At 53.9% G+C, this 13,852-nt stretch carries 12 protein-coding genes; 6 read left to right on the top strand and 6 right to left on the bottom strand.

Annotation, left to right across the window (positions count from 1 at the left end; translation table 11 throughout):
- Positions 1-59 precede the first annotated feature (59 nt).
- Together L6D63_RS13065 and L6D63_RS13070 are read left to right on the top strand one after the other, a co-directional pair.
- Positions 60-1,076 carry an MraY family glycosyltransferase gene (locus tag L6D63_RS13065; RefSeq protein ID WP_047295538.1) on the top strand — a complete coding sequence of 339 codons (1,017 nt, stop codon included), beginning with the start codon at positions 60-62 and terminating at the stop codon, positions 1,074-1,076.
- A gap of 98 nt (positions 1,077-1,174) precedes the next feature.
- The gene (locus L6D63_RS13070; RefSeq protein ID WP_047295535.1) at positions 1,175-2,269 is read left to right on the top strand and encodes an acyltransferase family protein; all 1,095 of its coding nucleotides are present in this window, start codon (positions 1,175-1,177) and stop codon (positions 2,267-2,269) included.
- Positions 2,270-2,334: 65 nt separating this feature from the next.
- Here L6D63_RS13070 and L6D63_RS13075 read toward each other — a convergent pair whose 3' ends face one another.
- The 5 genes from L6D63_RS13075 to L6D63_RS13095 form a co-directional block, all read right to left on the bottom strand.
- Positions 2,335-2,730 (bottom strand): GtrA family protein, encoded by a 396-nt coding sequence (locus tag L6D63_RS13075; RefSeq protein ID WP_047295533.1) that lies wholly within the window; start codon positions 2,728-2,730, stop codon positions 2,335-2,337.
- Positions 2,731-2,732: 2 nt separating this feature from the next.
- Positions 2,733-3,683, bottom strand: coding sequence for a WxcM-like domain-containing protein (locus L6D63_RS13080; protein ID WP_047295531.1), 951 nt, complete (start codon positions 3,681-3,683; stop codon positions 2,733-2,735).
- Complete coding sequence (locus L6D63_RS13085) at positions 3,680-4,615, bottom strand: glycosyltransferase family 2 protein (RefSeq protein WP_047295528.1); 936 nt, start codon at positions 4,613-4,615, stop codon at positions 3,680-3,682. Before L6D63_RS13085 ends, L6D63_RS13080 begins: the two co-directional genes overlap by 4 nt.
- Position 4,616: 1 nt before the next feature.
- A complete protein-coding gene (locus L6D63_RS13090; protein ID WP_047295526.1) occupies positions 4,617-5,726 on the bottom strand; it encodes a DegT/DnrJ/EryC1/StrS family aminotransferase in 1,110 nt (369 codons plus the stop codon).
- Positions 5,727-5,906: 180 nt separating this feature from the next.
- Positions 5,907-8,051: a glucosyltransferase domain-containing protein gene (locus L6D63_RS13095; protein WP_047295523.1), complete on the bottom strand. Its 2,145-nt coding sequence runs from the start codon at positions 8,049-8,051 to the stop codon at positions 5,907-5,909.
- 353 nt (positions 8,052-8,404) lie between these two features.
- Between L6D63_RS13095 and L6D63_RS13100 the strand changes: the two genes are divergently transcribed.
- The 4 genes from L6D63_RS13100 (at position 8,405) to fabF (ending at position 13,147) form a co-directional block, all read left to right on the top strand.
- Entirely contained in the window at positions 8,405-10,399 is a 1,995-nt protein-coding gene (locus tag L6D63_RS13100) for a polysaccharide biosynthesis protein (protein WP_047295521.1), read from the top strand.
- 110 nt (positions 10,400-10,509) lie between these two features.
- Complete coding sequence (locus L6D63_RS13105) at positions 10,510-10,845, top strand: ComEA family DNA-binding protein (RefSeq protein ID WP_131671654.1); 336 nt, start codon at positions 10,510-10,512, stop codon at positions 10,843-10,845.
- A 212-nt stretch (positions 10,846-11,057) separates the two neighbouring features.
- Complete coding sequence (locus L6D63_RS13110) at positions 11,058-11,855, top strand: SDR family NAD(P)-dependent oxidoreductase (protein ID WP_131671653.1); 798 nt, start codon at positions 11,058-11,060, stop codon at positions 11,853-11,855.
- Positions 11,856-11,872: 17 nt separating this feature from the next.
- On the top strand, positions 11,873-13,147 hold the full coding sequence (gene fabF, locus L6D63_RS13115) for a beta-ketoacyl-ACP synthase II (protein ID WP_131671652.1): 1,275 nt from the start codon (positions 11,873-11,875) through the stop codon (positions 13,145-13,147).
- Here fabF and L6D63_RS13120 read toward each other — a convergent pair.
- Positions 13,144-13,701, bottom strand: coding sequence for a TetR/AcrR family transcriptional regulator (locus L6D63_RS13120; protein ID WP_095668642.1), 558 nt, complete (start codon positions 13,699-13,701; stop codon positions 13,144-13,146). The two genes, fabF and L6D63_RS13120, sit on opposite strands and share 4 nt — an antisense overlap.
- Positions 13,702-13,852: the final 151 nt, after the last annotated feature.

The raw sequence follows: 13,852 nt of genomic DNA on the forward strand, positions 1-13,852 counted from the left end.
GGACAGATGATTTTTGGCGCAATGTCGAATTAGAGTTTTGCAAAGGAGCCGCTGGGCTTATGAGTAGCGTTTGGCTTGTGCCAGTGGTTTTTGCCAGTGCCTTCACTTTAACCGCGCTCTTGCGCCGTTATGCCTTATCCAAAAGCCTTATCGATGTGCCTAACGATCGGAGCTCTCACACCATTCCAACCCCAAGGGGCGGAGGAGTGGCGATCGTCGTCACCTTTCTGGCTGCACTTTGTCTATTGTTCATGGCGGGGATAATCCCGTCGGGGCTCTTCTTGTCGGCGTTGGGAGCGGGGGCATTGGTCGCGATCATTGGTTTTATGGATGATCATGGCCACATCGCTGCACGCTGGCGACTACTGGGGCACTTCGCCGCCGCTGCATGGGCTCTTTACTGGCTGGGAGGTCTTGCGCCGCTGCATGCGTTCGGTCAGGTGATCAATCTGGGATGGCCGGGGACGGCATTGGCGGCTTTTTTTCTCGTCTGGATGCTCAATCTCTACAACTTCATGGACGGTATCGACGGGATCGCCGGTGTCGAGGCGGTCACGGTGTGCCTTGGGGTATGCGTGTTATCAGTGTTGGATAACGGCGCGCCGTTGATTGGTGCGCCGCTATTGCTGGCGGTCGCTGTGGCAGGCTTTCTGGTCTGGAACTTTCCGGCGGCACGGATCTTTATGGGCGATGCCGGCAGCGGGTTTCTCGGTCTGATTCTGGGCATTCTCGCGCTTGAGGCCAGCTGGCTCTCGTTTCAGCTGTTTTGGGGGTGGTTGATCCTGCTGGGGATCTTCATCGTCGATGCGACGTTAACACTGCTGCGCCGCTTGCTGCGTGGCGAAAAGGTCTATGAGGCTCACCGCAGTCATGCCTATCAGTTTGCGTCACGTCGTTATGGCAAACATTGGCCTGTCACAATGGCAGTGGGTTTGATCAATCTGCTGTGGTTGTTGCCGATTGCAGTATGTGTCGCCCGATTCCAATTGGACGGGGCGACGGGACTTATCCTTGCGTATGCCCCTTTAGTTTTTCTTGCCTTCAAGTACCAGTCGGGCAGGGCGGAGCAGGCTTGAGTGAGGAAATACAGGCTTCGTAATGGCAACATAATCTCGCCGCACTTACGTGATAATATGCGCGCGCCGAATAAAAGGTGACAAAACGAGTTCGCGTAATGACCAATTTTAAAAAGCCAGCAACAACACTTGGCGACATGGTAAAGCTGCGTGCTAACAACTTTGACTTGCTCAGATTGTGCGCAGCCCTGATCGTCTTGATAACCCATAGCTTTGAGCTCACGGGGAAATCGGCTGCATCGTGGCATACCTTTTTTATGGGTTATGCGCCTGGAAGCCTGGCAGTCAGTGCTTTTTTTGCGATCAGTGGCTTTTTGATTGCCGGCTCTCTGGAGCGCCGTACATTCTCGGAGTACTGGCAGGCACGTGCCTTGCGCATCATCCCGGCACTGGCGGTCACCTCGTTCGCTTCCGCCTTGATATTAGGCCCGATTTTCACCGCGCTGCCGATTGCTGAGTATTTCCAGAGTTCCGGCACCTATCGCTATCTGACCAACTCCATTCCGTATCAGACAATCTTCGTGCTGCCTGGCGTCTTCACGGATGTATTCTATCCACTGACGGTGAATGGTTCGCTATGGACGATCCCGATCGAAGCGTTTTGCTACGTGGCGCTGGCTGCGATCTTCTTTGTCGGACGTCGAACCTTCTCGCTAGTTGTACCGGTTATGGTGTTTATTTCGGCGTTCTTTGTCTGGTTGTTTTTCCATGGCCCCATCGCGCCGATCACACTTTTCGGAACGACGGAGGTACTACCTGTTCTGCGCTTCGGCTTGATGTTCCTGGTCGGTACTTTCCTCTGGAAGTACAAGGATATCGTGCCATTCAAGGGCGGTATCGCGGCAATGTGTCTGGTCATCCTGTTGATCGGCTCACGATTTGGTTACACCAATCTGGCACTGTTCATTGCATTGCCGTACTTGCTGATGTATCTGGCTTATCGTCGTCCAGTCTTCGTTGATGGCATGCACAAGCTTGGCGATCTATCTTACGGCACCTATCTCTTTGCCTTCCCTATCCAGCAAGCGCTGGTGTCGATCTCCCACAAGTCGATCAACGGCTGGTGGTTGGCTATTGCCACCAGCGTGATCTCCATGGGGCTGGCGTGGTTTTCCTGGCGATACATCGAGAAGCCGGCGATGCAGTTTAAAAAGAAGTTCTCGGCACCGGTGGTGCTTGAACGAGCAGCCTGATCAACAGGCATAAAAAAACCCGGATTGCCGGGTTTTTTTATGCCTGTTGATCGTCAAGGACGCTTTCATTGGGCTGGTGTGTTGCTTTTCACAAACACAAGTTTGCTTAACGCATAAGTTATCGGCAGCGTTAGTGCGATGGCTGCCAGTGGGGCCAGATACTCGGGAAGGGACAGCTTCTTGACCCACAGCCAGACAATCAGGACGCCCAAAGCGTATTGCGCAACGTACACGAACGGGAACAAAAGCGCGGATTTCAACCCCTGATGCTCTTTGAATACGAAGAAACGACTGAGCATGAACGCCAGAAAGATCCCGCAGACATAACTGATTGAGTAGCTCCAGATGTAGGGTAGAAAACTCAATAGAACGAGATAGAGAACGTAAGTCAGTCCGGTGTTGAGCCCGCCGGTCAGGAGGAACCGGACAAACTTGATCTCCAGCAGTTTTTTCAGATTCATTCCTACGAAACTGCCTGCTGTTTTTTCTCGATCAGGAATTGATCATAGTCACGGATGTAGTCGTCGGCCATGTAGTGTTCCGAGGCGAATACCAGCAAGACGGCGTCTGCCGAATACTTGTACTGAATTCCCCAGGTCATCGCTGGCAAGAACAGGCCCAGAGTATGGTTGTCCAGAACGAATTCCTGGCGGTGCTTTCCATTATCGGCAACGACATGCACTGTGCCTTTGACCGCTACCAGAAACTGGTGACATTCCCGGTGAGCATGCTCGCCACGGGTTTCTGCCGTCGGAACGTTGGTCACCAGGAAGTAACGCTTCACTTCGAACGGCACATCCTTGCCGCATTCGCCAACGCTCAGACTTCCGCGCATGTCGACGGCTTCCATCATGCGGTGCAAAGTAACGCCACAAGGGTATATATCCGATTTTCCGACTTTCACCGGGTTTTCTACCAGTGCCCCATCGGTAGGCTTGGCATCGACATAACCGATGATTTTGGCCGGGTTGCCGACCACGATGGCATTGGGCGGAACAGATTTGGTGACCACTGCGCCTGCACCAACCATCGCCGAAGTGCCAATGGTGATGCCGGGCAGAATCGTCGAGTTGGCGCCCAAGGAGGCACCTTTACGAATAATGGTTCGGGCGAATGCTTCCGGATAAATCTTGCTGCGTGGGAACTTGTCGTTGGTAAATGTGACATTAGGCCCGACGAAGACATCGTCCTCAATGGTGATGCCGTCCCAGACTTGCACGCCGCATTTCAGCGTCACACGGTCACCGATGATGACGTCGTTCTCGACAAAAACGTTGTCGCAGATATTGCACTCGGCACCGATGAGGGCGTTCGGCAGGACGTGGGCAAAAGCCCAGACTCGTGAGCCGGCGCCAATGGTAGACGATTCACAAATCGCACGGTCATGAACGAAAAAATCCCGTGGATCACTCATTTATTGGCTCCAAACTCAGTAACTTTCATAGGAATAGCCAGAGGGCGCCCTTTAGTATTTTCATACGTGCGCCAAGCGTAAGAACCGATGACGCCCAGGCCCAGCAGATTGAGGCTACCCAATAGCGTGATGGTAAACAGCGTCATGGCATAGCCGGGCACGTTGATCAAACCACCCAGCTTGGCCAGAACTACACTGACGCCATAGAGTGCAGAAAGCACCGAACCTACTGCACCGACCCGGATCAATAATCGAATCGGCAGGTCGGTAAAAGAGAAAACGCTATCCATCAGGTAGTTGATTTTCTTGCGCAGAGTCCACGCGGACTTTCCGTGCTCTCGGGCCACGCGGGAATAGTGAACCACCTGCCGACGGAAGCCGAGCCAGAAAATCTGCGCGATCAACGAGCTATGCCGCTCTTCAAGTTTCAGCAGGTTGTCGCGAAACTCCAGATTGCAGCCGAACATGTCAACGCCGCCGGCCGGCATTTCCGGAATAACGTATCGCTTGTACAGACCCCAGAACGTTTTCGACGCCAGTTTCGACAGGAAAGGATCCTGACGGCTTTCGCGCACGCCTACTACAACATCGACTGGCTCGGTATTCAGGACGCGATTCATGGTCAGAACCAGGCTCGGTGGTTCCTGCAGATCGGCAGCCATTACTGCGAAAGTCCGTCCCTTGCCATGCTGCAAGCCGGTTCTGATCGCCATGAAAGAACCAAAGTTCTTCGAGAGCAGAATCAACTGCGATGCGAAACGTTGCATTGGCAGGCTGTCGCGAAGAATTTCATACGAGCGATCCGGGCTTCCATCTACAACAAACACAACCTCCAGGGCTCCCTGAAGCTCGACATTCAAGTCGTCGACAGCCTTCAGCAGTGAAGGGAGTGATTCTTCGTTGCGATAGACAGGAATGACGAGCGACAGCACGTTAAGCCCTCTGCTTGAAGTAGTTTTTGACCACTTCAATGACGCGGTCTACTTGAGATTCCGTCAGCCCGGGGAAACAAGGCAAAGACACAAGTTGCGAGCAGGCCACTTCGGTAACCGGCAAGTCGAAGTGCTCGGTCAGTTCATAGGCTGTTTGCCAATGATCAGGTACAGGATAGTGAACATCGGTGCTGACGCCATTCTCTTTCAGGTACAGGGTGAAGGCCTCTCTGTCCTTTATGCGCAAGACAAACAAATGCGCAACAAAATCGCTGCCCAAGCTAACTGGAAGCGTGACGGGCAGACCTTTAAGGCCCTCGGTATATCGGCGAGCGATGTATCGACGCTGTTCGTTCCATTGATCCAGTAGAGGCAATTTCACGCGAAGAATTGCAGCCTGCATTTCATCGAGTCGGCTGTTGCGGCCCAGGGCTGTGGTGATGTGATACTTGGTCGACCAGCCATACTGGCGAAGCGTACGCAAACGTTCGGCGATTTCGGTAGAGGACGTAACAATTGCTCCGCCATCACCCAGAGCTCCGAGATTCTTCGTCGGGTAAAAGCTGAAGCAGGCCAGATCACCGAAGGAACCACACTGTCCGCTGGATGATCTGGCACCATGAGACTGTGCGCAATCTTCGAGCACCGCTGCACCCGCCGCTCTTGCCATTTCTGCCAGTGTTCCGATCTCTGCCAGTTGACCATAAAGGTGCGTGACGATTACGACTTTGGCTGGCTTGGACAGTGCTTTTTCCAGCGAAGCCGGGCACATCGTCAGTGAATGTTCGTCGACATCGACGTACACCGGTTCGGCGCCCACTGCGCGAATGGCCGTGCTGCTGTAGAAGCCGGCATTAGCTACAGTAATGACACGATCACCTGGGCCTACTCCAAGCGCAAGCAAAGCGATCTCCAATGCTTCGGAGCCGTTCGCGACAGAGATGCAATGCTCAACGCCTACATAGTCGGAAAATTCGCGCTCAAAGGCTTTGACCTCCTCGCCCATGATGTACCAGTGCCGATTGACCACCCGCATCAGTGGTTCGGAAAAGTCGATGCCTGCGTTCGCCGCGGCTGCAGAAAACAACGGAACGGTTTGATTCACTTCCATGATTTATCCAGAAATATAGGGCGGAGCACTTGATGATGGGCGAAATGTTACTACAGATATTGCCGCCTATGTCGGGCCAATCCACGCCGTTCGTACGCGATGTGCAATGAATAAAAATGGCAGTCTTGGTGCGCAGAACGGAGCTCCGAGCGAGCTCCGTGCGCAGAGGCCGCTGACTGCCTATTGATACTGGGCGTGGATGGGGTCGGGCTTTTCTGACAGCTTGATCAGATAGATACCATTGTCCAGACGAACAGAACCTGGCGCAGGCCAGACCGGCATATCCTTAAACTTCGGCGTCAGCGCTATCCGATCAACCGGCTGGAGAGGAAAAACATTACGGAATCCAACAAGCTGCATGTATTTGATCATTCGATTTGCGTTGCCATCGTCCCAGTCAAAAAATGAAGCACTCATGGTCGACGAGTCGGGGGACGGGTAGCGAGTGTTAAATGACATCTTTCCAAATATATCGATATGTGCTCGTGCATTTCGGTCGAAATGAGGGTTGGACTCGGCTATTTTTTTATATATTTCTTCAGCTGTAAATCGATCATGACTGGTTGCGAGCAGAGTGCTGGCTGTGTACTGCCCATTAATCGTTACTATCTGGAATATCAATATGGCGCTCAAAGCCAGGCCAAGCGCTCGAATTCGGCCTTGATACTCGAGAATAATCATGACGCTAAACCAGCTGACGAAAGAAACCGCCAGCATCGAGCGTAGTGGAAGATTGTTCCCGCCGGTTACAAAATTTAGCAAGAAAGGCGAGATAAGAAGAGCTGCAATAAAAAGCATCATTCGCGCGGAGGCTTTCCAGGTTCTCTGCGTGATCAGAAGTAACGTGGCGAGACCGAGCATGATTGCAGAGATGAAAAAATCGACCCCGAAAGTCTGCGCTGAACCAGTATAAATTTTAAATATTTCATTAGTGGTCAGCTTCGTGATGAGTAAAGGATTTTCCAGTAGTGCGTTCAGCTTCAGGAAGCTGTCTAGATAGCCTGGATTTGCTGGGTAAAAGTGTTTCGCAATTTTATTAATGAGCGCATAAAGAATCAGGCCGCAGAGGAATACTGCTGCAATGAGAGCCATTCTCTTGAATAGAGGCCGAAGCCCACCAGGCAGCGACGTTGTGTCGGCTTTGGCTGCAAATATTATCATGCCTATTCCGATCGCCAGGTAGAACATCACCAGAGACTGATAAGCACCGATTGCCGCCGCGAGTAACAAACTTGCACAGGCGAGTGCGAGAAATTTTGCTTTGTTTGCTTCTGTAGATAGATCAACTCGAGAAACAATGTAAAGGCTGATGGAGAGGCAAAGAACTCCAAGGCCTGTGGAAGGTAGGTTAGAGTAAAACTCGGAGATGAACCACCAGATCGGATGGGCGACAAACACGCAATAAGCGAATGCCGTAAGCTTGGTAAATGTCAGATTGTGCGAACGTAAGATCAGCATGTAAGAAGCTGCGAGGCATACATAGAAAAACAGGTTCGGGACAAAAGGTAAGACTGGCAGCGGGAATATAAATTTTTCTACAAGGAACGCGGTCCATCGTCCGTCAGCAATCCATACCGATGGGTCGGTACGAAAGGCGCCCACTTCATCATCGACGGACAGGAAAAAATTGCTGATGGGGATCAGATTCAAAACTATCCCGATGCACAGAAGAGTAATGAATTCAATCGATGAAAAGTTATCGTTTTTTGCCACATTTTTTATGCGTGTTGCCCAGATGCTTTCTTTCTGAAAATACGGCAGGATAATTGGATGCCAAATGATCCAGCCGACTGTAGCGAGTGCGAGCAATGCTGCCAGCATGAAGGCGATAGATGTACGCACCTTTTCAAGATGGGCGCTATTTATATGGATGGTAATCTGTGGGTCTGTCGATCCAGGCGGTGCCGAAAAGAAATAAAGGTTGTTTCTGAAGGTTTTCTGCAGCTGGAAGGACGGATTGACGTCATCCATTGAAATATCCATACGATACGCCAATAGACTGATGCTGACCGATTTCAAATCAAAGGCTTCTGCATTATCGAACGGATCCCAGCGAAGCTCGTCGTCATAAAATGGTAGCTGGAACTGAAAGCGTGTCCTTGAAGGATCGATTTTTTTGAAGACTGAATTCTGTTCGCTATAGGGTGTCAGTTTTTTATAATAGAGCTGCGATTTTTCGGCAGGGAAGTTCTCAACTTCGATGTTTAATGTGGGCATTAAAATCGGGCTTTTCAGAAGTACCCAGGTAAACACCAATGTTAGTGCTGCGCCGAGGACAGCCCATTTAAAAACGGCTTTTGCTTTTGTCTTGAACTCGGTGTGCATAACCGTTGCTCACTTCCCTATATTTGATTTTTACGAGTGGGGGCTTGATGTTTGAGACGCGGTGGTGCGGCAAATCACGTTGCCGGCGGTTACGCCCGACCTCCTGAGCCTAGAATGGCGCCGGTCAGTATAACGGCTGATGTCCACTGCCGCAGCAGGGCGCTCGGATCCGGCTCGGAATTTCTAGCGGTTAGACGAGGTGGGGGGCGGCTCTGCCTGGCTTAAACTTTGTCGTATCGATATGATTTTAATTTTCCACCCCCTTCTTTTTTCTGTAACGTACTTCTCTATCTCCGTACAATGTCAACCGCCGATTCAACCGAAGGGAGCAGGCCAGATTGGTACAGGGGAGTATGAACAGAATGCGCGAATTCTTGCTGGGATTGCCTCGTCGCCAGAAGCGATTGATTCAAGTGTTGACTGACGTATGTCTCGTCTGGCTTGCGCTGTGGCTGGCGTTTATCGTTCGTCTGGGCATCGACGAGATGGTCAATCCGTTCAGGGTGCACTTGTGGCTGTTCATCTGTGCTCCCATCGTGGCCATCCCGCTGTTCATCCGGTTTGGCATGTACCGGGCGGTGATGCGCTATTTTGGCAACGACGCACTGGTGGTGATCATCAAGGCGGTCAGTTTGTCTTCACTGATTCTGGCGCTGGTCGTGTACTGGTACAGCAATCATGAAGCGGTCGTGCCGCGCTCTATCATTTTCAATTACTGGTGGCTGAGTCTAGTGATCATTGGCGGCCTGCGTTTGTGCATGCGCCACTATTTCATGGGGGACTGGTTTACTGCGGCCCAGCATGTGCCGTTCACCAATCGCGACGACGGGCTGACCAAGGTAGCTGTTTATGGGGCAGGTGTTGCGGGTAATCAGTTGGTAGCGGCACTGCGCATGGGCAGGGTAATGCGCCCGGTGGCCTTTATCGATGATGATCCGGGCATCTCGGATCGTTCGATTTCCGGCCTTCAGGTCTACAAGCCAAAACACATCCAGCAAATGATCGACATGACTGGTGCGCAGGAAATTCTCCTCGCGTTGCCGTCCTCCACTCGTGCACGACGCCGGGAAATTCTCAATCTACTGGAAGGCTTCCCGCTTCACGTGCGCAGTGTTCCCAATTTCACCGACCTTGCCAGCGGGCGAGTGAGAGTCCAAGACATTCAGGAAGTCGATATTGCCGATTTGCTGGGACGCGATGCGGTGCCGGCTCAGCCTGATCTGCTGGAGCACTGCATCAAAGGTAAGGCTGTCATGGTTACCGGGGCAGGTGGATCCATTGGTTCTGAACTGTGCCGACAGATTTTTTCCCTGCAACCGACCACGCTTCTTTTGTTTGAGCACAGCGAATTCAACCTTTACAGCATTCTTTCGGAACTGGAACAGCGCGGTTATCGTGAGTCGGTATCCGTCAAACTGCTGCCGATCCTCGGCTCGGTCCGTCATCAGGACAAGCTGCTTGACGTGATGAAAACGTGGAAGGTCGATACGGTTTACCATGCTGCAGCTTATAAACATGTACCAATGGTCGAGCACAATATTGCTGAAGGTGTCCTGAATAACGTTATCGGTACGCTCAATACTGCTCAGGCCGCATTGCAGTCTGGCGTATCGAACTTCGTATTGATTTCCACTGACAAGGCCGTGCGTCCAACCAATGTAATGGGCAGCACCAAACGTTTGGCCGAGTTGACTCTTCAGGCGCTCAGCCGTGAGATAGCGCCGGTATTGTTTGGCGACAGTTCCAACGTGTCCCGAGTCAATAAAACCCGCTTCACCATGGTGCGTTTCGGCAATGTGCTGGGATCGTCGGGTTCGGTGATCCCGCTGTTTCACAGCCAGATCAAGTCAGGCGGCCCGCTGACGGTCACCCATCCCAAGATAACTCGCTACTTCATGACGATCCCGGAAGCCGCGCAACTGGTGATACAGGCCGGATCCATGGGGCAGGGTGGCGATGTCTTCGTGCTGGACATGGGCGAACCGGTCAAAATTGTCGAGCTGGCAGAAAAAATGATCCACCTGTCGGGCTTGAGCATTCGCTCCGAGCGCAACCCGCAGGGCGATATTTCCATCGAGTTCACTGGCTTGCGGCCAGGTGAAAAGCTCTACGAGGAGCTGTTGATCGGCGACAACGTAGCAGCAACACCCCATCCGATGATCATGTCCGCCAACGAGGATCACCTTCCCTGGGATGTACTCAAGTCTCGCCTGCACGAATTGCTCGTCGCCGTCGAAAATGATGATTACTCACGAGTGCGCCAGTTGCTGCGCGAAACTGTCAGCGGCTACACCCCGGACGGCGAAATCGTCGACTGGATCTATCAACAACGCCGTCTCGAACCCTGATTGTTTCACATCCTGTAATAGACGCATTTTTGACACCCGCCAACCATCGCCTAAGTTTGGAGAGCAGCTTCGGAAAAGCTGCTTTCTCAAACGATGATGGAGCGTCATTTATGCGTACCGGTTTTTTCTACTCTCTGGTTTTTGCTTTGCTCACCAGTGCTTCAATCGCTGTAGTGGCGGCACCTGCCGTTGTCCCGAACGCGGAAAAGGCAACGATGGTGAGCGATACCGTTGCGACGTCTACCATTGAAAAAGTCGATCTCAACGGTGCCGACGCAGCCACTCTGCAAAAACAATTGGTCGGCGTTGGCGAGACAAAGGCCAAAGCCATTGTTGCGTATCGTGATGCTAACGGGCCATTCGCCTCGGTGGATGAGTTGCTGGAAGTGAAGGGCATCGGCAAGGCGATCCTGGATCGCAATCGCGACAAGCTGGAAGTGAACTAAGCTGATTATTCAACGCCAAGGGGCCGGTCATTGACCGGCCTTTCTGCTTTCTGGTGGCAGAGATGCGACAGAGGGAGCACCGTCGCGTCTGTCGGCGAGCTGAAAATTATGGGTATCATATTGTCTTGAGATTATGCCTATAATAATTTCCATCACCTCCAGGCAAGTGAGCGTTGGAGGCCTATCTCCCAATATGTTTCAGGAGCGCTCTCATGAGTTCAGTCCAGTCTCAAGGTACGGCCGTCGTCACTGGCGCATCGTCCGGTATCGGTGCCATCTACGCGCAGCGGCTGGCAGCGCGTGGTTTTGATTTGCTGTTGGTGGCACGCGATCAACAGCGTCTTGAAAGCGCTGCGGGCGAGTTGCGCGAAGCGCACGGTGTAAAGGTCGAAGTGCTCAAAGCCGATCTGACGCAAAAGGACGATGTCCTCAAACTCCAGCAACGCCTGCGCAGTGATTCAAGCATCACGCTGTTGGTGAACAACGCCGGGGTGGCGGCCGATGGCCTGCTGGCCAACTCCGATGCCGAGCAACTGGAGCGTCTGATCCAGTTGAACGTCACCGCCGTAACGTTGCTGGCCTCGGCAGCCGCCGCCAGTTTCGCCAAGGCCGGACGTGGCACGATCATCAACATTGCCTCGGTGGTGGCGCTGTTTCCGGAGCGCTTCAATGCCACCTACAGCGCGAGTAAAGCTTACGTGTTGAGCCTGACTCAATCGCTCAACGCCGAGCTCGAAGGTACTGGCGTGAAAGTGCAAGCGGTGCTGCCCGGGGTTACTCGCACTGAAATCTGGGAACGCTCGGGCATCGACGCCAGCGGTATTCCGGCGGAGATGGTGATGGAGGCTGGCGAGATGGTTGATGCGGCGCTGGCCGGTCTGGATCAGGGCGAGTTGATTACCATCCCGTCGCTGCCGGATGAGGGTGAATGGCAGGCCTTCGTGCGCGCGCGGCATGTCATGGCACCGAATCTGTCGCGCAGCTCGGCGGCTGAACGCTACAAAAATTGATCAGAGGTAACTGCGGTATGAGTCAGCGTCGAATTGTTGTCACCGGTATGGGTCTGGTTTCTCCTTTGGGGAGTGACGTCGAGAGGGTCTGGCAGCGCTTGCTGGCCGGGCGCTCGGGCTTGCGCAATTTGCCGGACGCGGTGAGCGCAGATTTGCCGACCCGGGTCGCCGGGATGGTGCCAACGGCGGCGGAGGACGTCGAGGCCGGTTTCGATCCGGACCTTGCCACGCCACCTAAAGAGCAGAAAAAGATGGATCGCTTCATCCTGTTTGCCATGGAAGCGGCACGCCAGGCGCTGGCGCAAGCCGGATGGCAGCCGTCCCAGGCCAAGGATCAGGAACGCACTGCGACGATCATCGGCTCCGGTGTTGGCGGGTTCGGTGCAATAGCCGACGCGGTACGCACTACGGACAGTCGTGGCCCGCGTCGTCTGTCGCCGTTCACCATCCCATCGTTTCTGGTCAATCTGGCGGCCGGACATGTGTCGATCCAGCACGCTTTGAAAGGCCCGCTCGGCGCACCGGTGACTGCTTGTGCTGCCGGGGTCCAGGCGATTGGCGACGCTGCGCGGATGATTCGTGCCGGTGAAGCGGACATCGCGGTTTGTGGCGGAGCGGAAGCCTGTATTGATCGGGTCAGTCTGGCCGGTTTTGCCGCGGCGCGGGCGCTGTCCAGTGGTTACAACGACACCCCCGAACGAGCTTCACGGCCGTTTGATAGCGGTCGCGATGGTTTCGTGATGGGCGAAGGCGCCGGGCTGCTGGTGATCGAGTCGCTGGAGCATGCACTGGCACGCGGTGCGCAACCGTTGGCTGAGCTGGTCGGTTATGGCACCACTGCCGACGCCTATCACCTCACTGCCGGGCCGGAAGATGGCAGCGGTGCGCGACGGGCGATGCAGTTGGCGTTGGCTCAGGCAGGTGTTGCGCCGGAGCAGGTGCAGCATCTGAATGCGCATGCGACTTCAACGCCGGTGGGTGATCTTGGTGAGTTGGCAGCGATCAAGGCACTGTTCGGTACGGAGAATAAAATCGCCGTGACTTCGACCAAATCCGCCACCGGGCATTTGCTCGGTGCTGCCGGCGGACTGGAAGCGATCTTCACCCTGTTGGCCATCCGCGATCAGGTCGTCCCGCCGACGCTCAACTTCGATAATCCCGATCCGGCGAGTGCGGGTGTAGACATTGTTCATGGTCAGGCACGGTCGATGCCGATCGAGTATGCCCTGTCCAACGGTTTCGGTTTCGGCGGGGTAAACGCCAGTGTGCTGTTCAAGCGTTGGCAGGCTTAGTCCTGCGATTGCTTGAGGTGATCGCGCGTGACGTCGAGGATGCGTTGGGCAAACTCGGCGTCAGCGACACTGCGTGACAGCAAGAGCGCGCCGACCAGCGTCGACATGATGACAATGGCCCGGTCGGCGCCGTTGTCGCCCTCAAGGGTGCCTTCGATTTGACTCAGTCGGGCATTGAGTACCGCATCACTGGTCGGGCTCGGCTGGCCGCGCAGACCCAGCTCTGAGGAAATGGTCAGCAGCGGACAGCCTTCGTGCGGGGAGGTCTGATGCCATTCGGACAGGTAGGTGTCGATAAACGTCTGCAGCGGCTGTTCCTGAGCAAAGATCTCGGCGCACAGGCCATCGACTTGAGCACTCGCCTCTTGCAAGGCTTTTTCGACCAGTTCGTCCTTGGATTTGAAGTGCGAATAAAAGCCGCCGTGGGTCAGCCCCAGTGCTTTCATCAAGGGTTGCAGGCCGGTGGCACCGATGCCGTCTTTGCGAAATCGCGCCGAGGCTTCCTTGATGATCCGCTGATGGGTTTGAGCTTTATGATCTTGCGAGTAACGCATGTGGAACTCTCCGCAACAAGACCACCATCTTAACCAAGGTAAATGAAATGGTGACTGTACTTCTACTTCTTAAAAGCGTGTGGCTGAGTCCAACATGATCCTTGGGGGAATACGCTCCACAAAAAACAAACCCCGCCTGATCCGGCGGGGT

The organism is Pseudomonas parakoreensis (genome assembly GCF_021602155.1).
In the GTDB taxonomy this organism is placed as follows: domain Bacteria; phylum Pseudomonadota; class Gammaproteobacteria; order Pseudomonadales; family Pseudomonadaceae; genus Aquipseudomonas; species Aquipseudomonas parakoreensis.

Coding starts and splice junctions, on each gene's coding strand:
- L6D63_RS13065 (WP_047295538.1), top strand. CDS start 60: ATGAGTAGCGTTTGGCTTGTGCCAGTGGTTTTTGCCAGTGCCTTCACT.
- L6D63_RS13070 (WP_047295535.1), top strand. CDS start 1,175: ATGACCAATTTTAAAAAGCCAGCAACAACACTTGGCGACATGGTAAAG.
- L6D63_RS13075 (WP_047295533.1), bottom strand. CDS start 2,730: ATGAATCTGAAAAAACTGCTGGAGATCAAGTTTGTCCGGTTCCTCCTG.
- L6D63_RS13080 (WP_047295531.1), bottom strand. CDS start 3,683: ATGAGTGATCCACGGGATTTTTTCGTTCATGACCGTGCGATTTGTGAA.
- L6D63_RS13090 (WP_047295526.1), bottom strand. CDS start 5,726: ATGGAAGTGAATCAAACCGTTCCGTTGTTTTCTGCAGCCGCGGCGAAC.
- L6D63_RS13095 (WP_047295523.1), bottom strand. CDS start 8,051: ATGCACACCGAGTTCAAGACAAAAGCAAAAGCCGTTTTTAAATGGGCT.
- L6D63_RS13100 (WP_047295521.1), top strand. CDS start 8,405: ATGAACAGAATGCGCGAATTCTTGCTGGGATTGCCTCGTCGCCAGAAG.
- L6D63_RS13105 (WP_131671654.1), top strand. CDS start 10,510: ATGCGTACCGGTTTTTTCTACTCTCTGGTTTTTGCTTTGCTCACCAGT.
- L6D63_RS13110 (WP_131671653.1), top strand. CDS start 11,058: ATGAGTTCAGTCCAGTCTCAAGGTACGGCCGTCGTCACTGGCGCATCG.
- fabF (WP_131671652.1), top strand. CDS start 11,873: ATGAGTCAGCGTCGAATTGTTGTCACCGGTATGGGTCTGGTTTCTCCT.
- L6D63_RS13120 (WP_095668642.1), bottom strand. CDS start 13,701: ATGCGTTACTCGCAAGATCATAAAGCTCAAACCCATCAGCGGATCATC.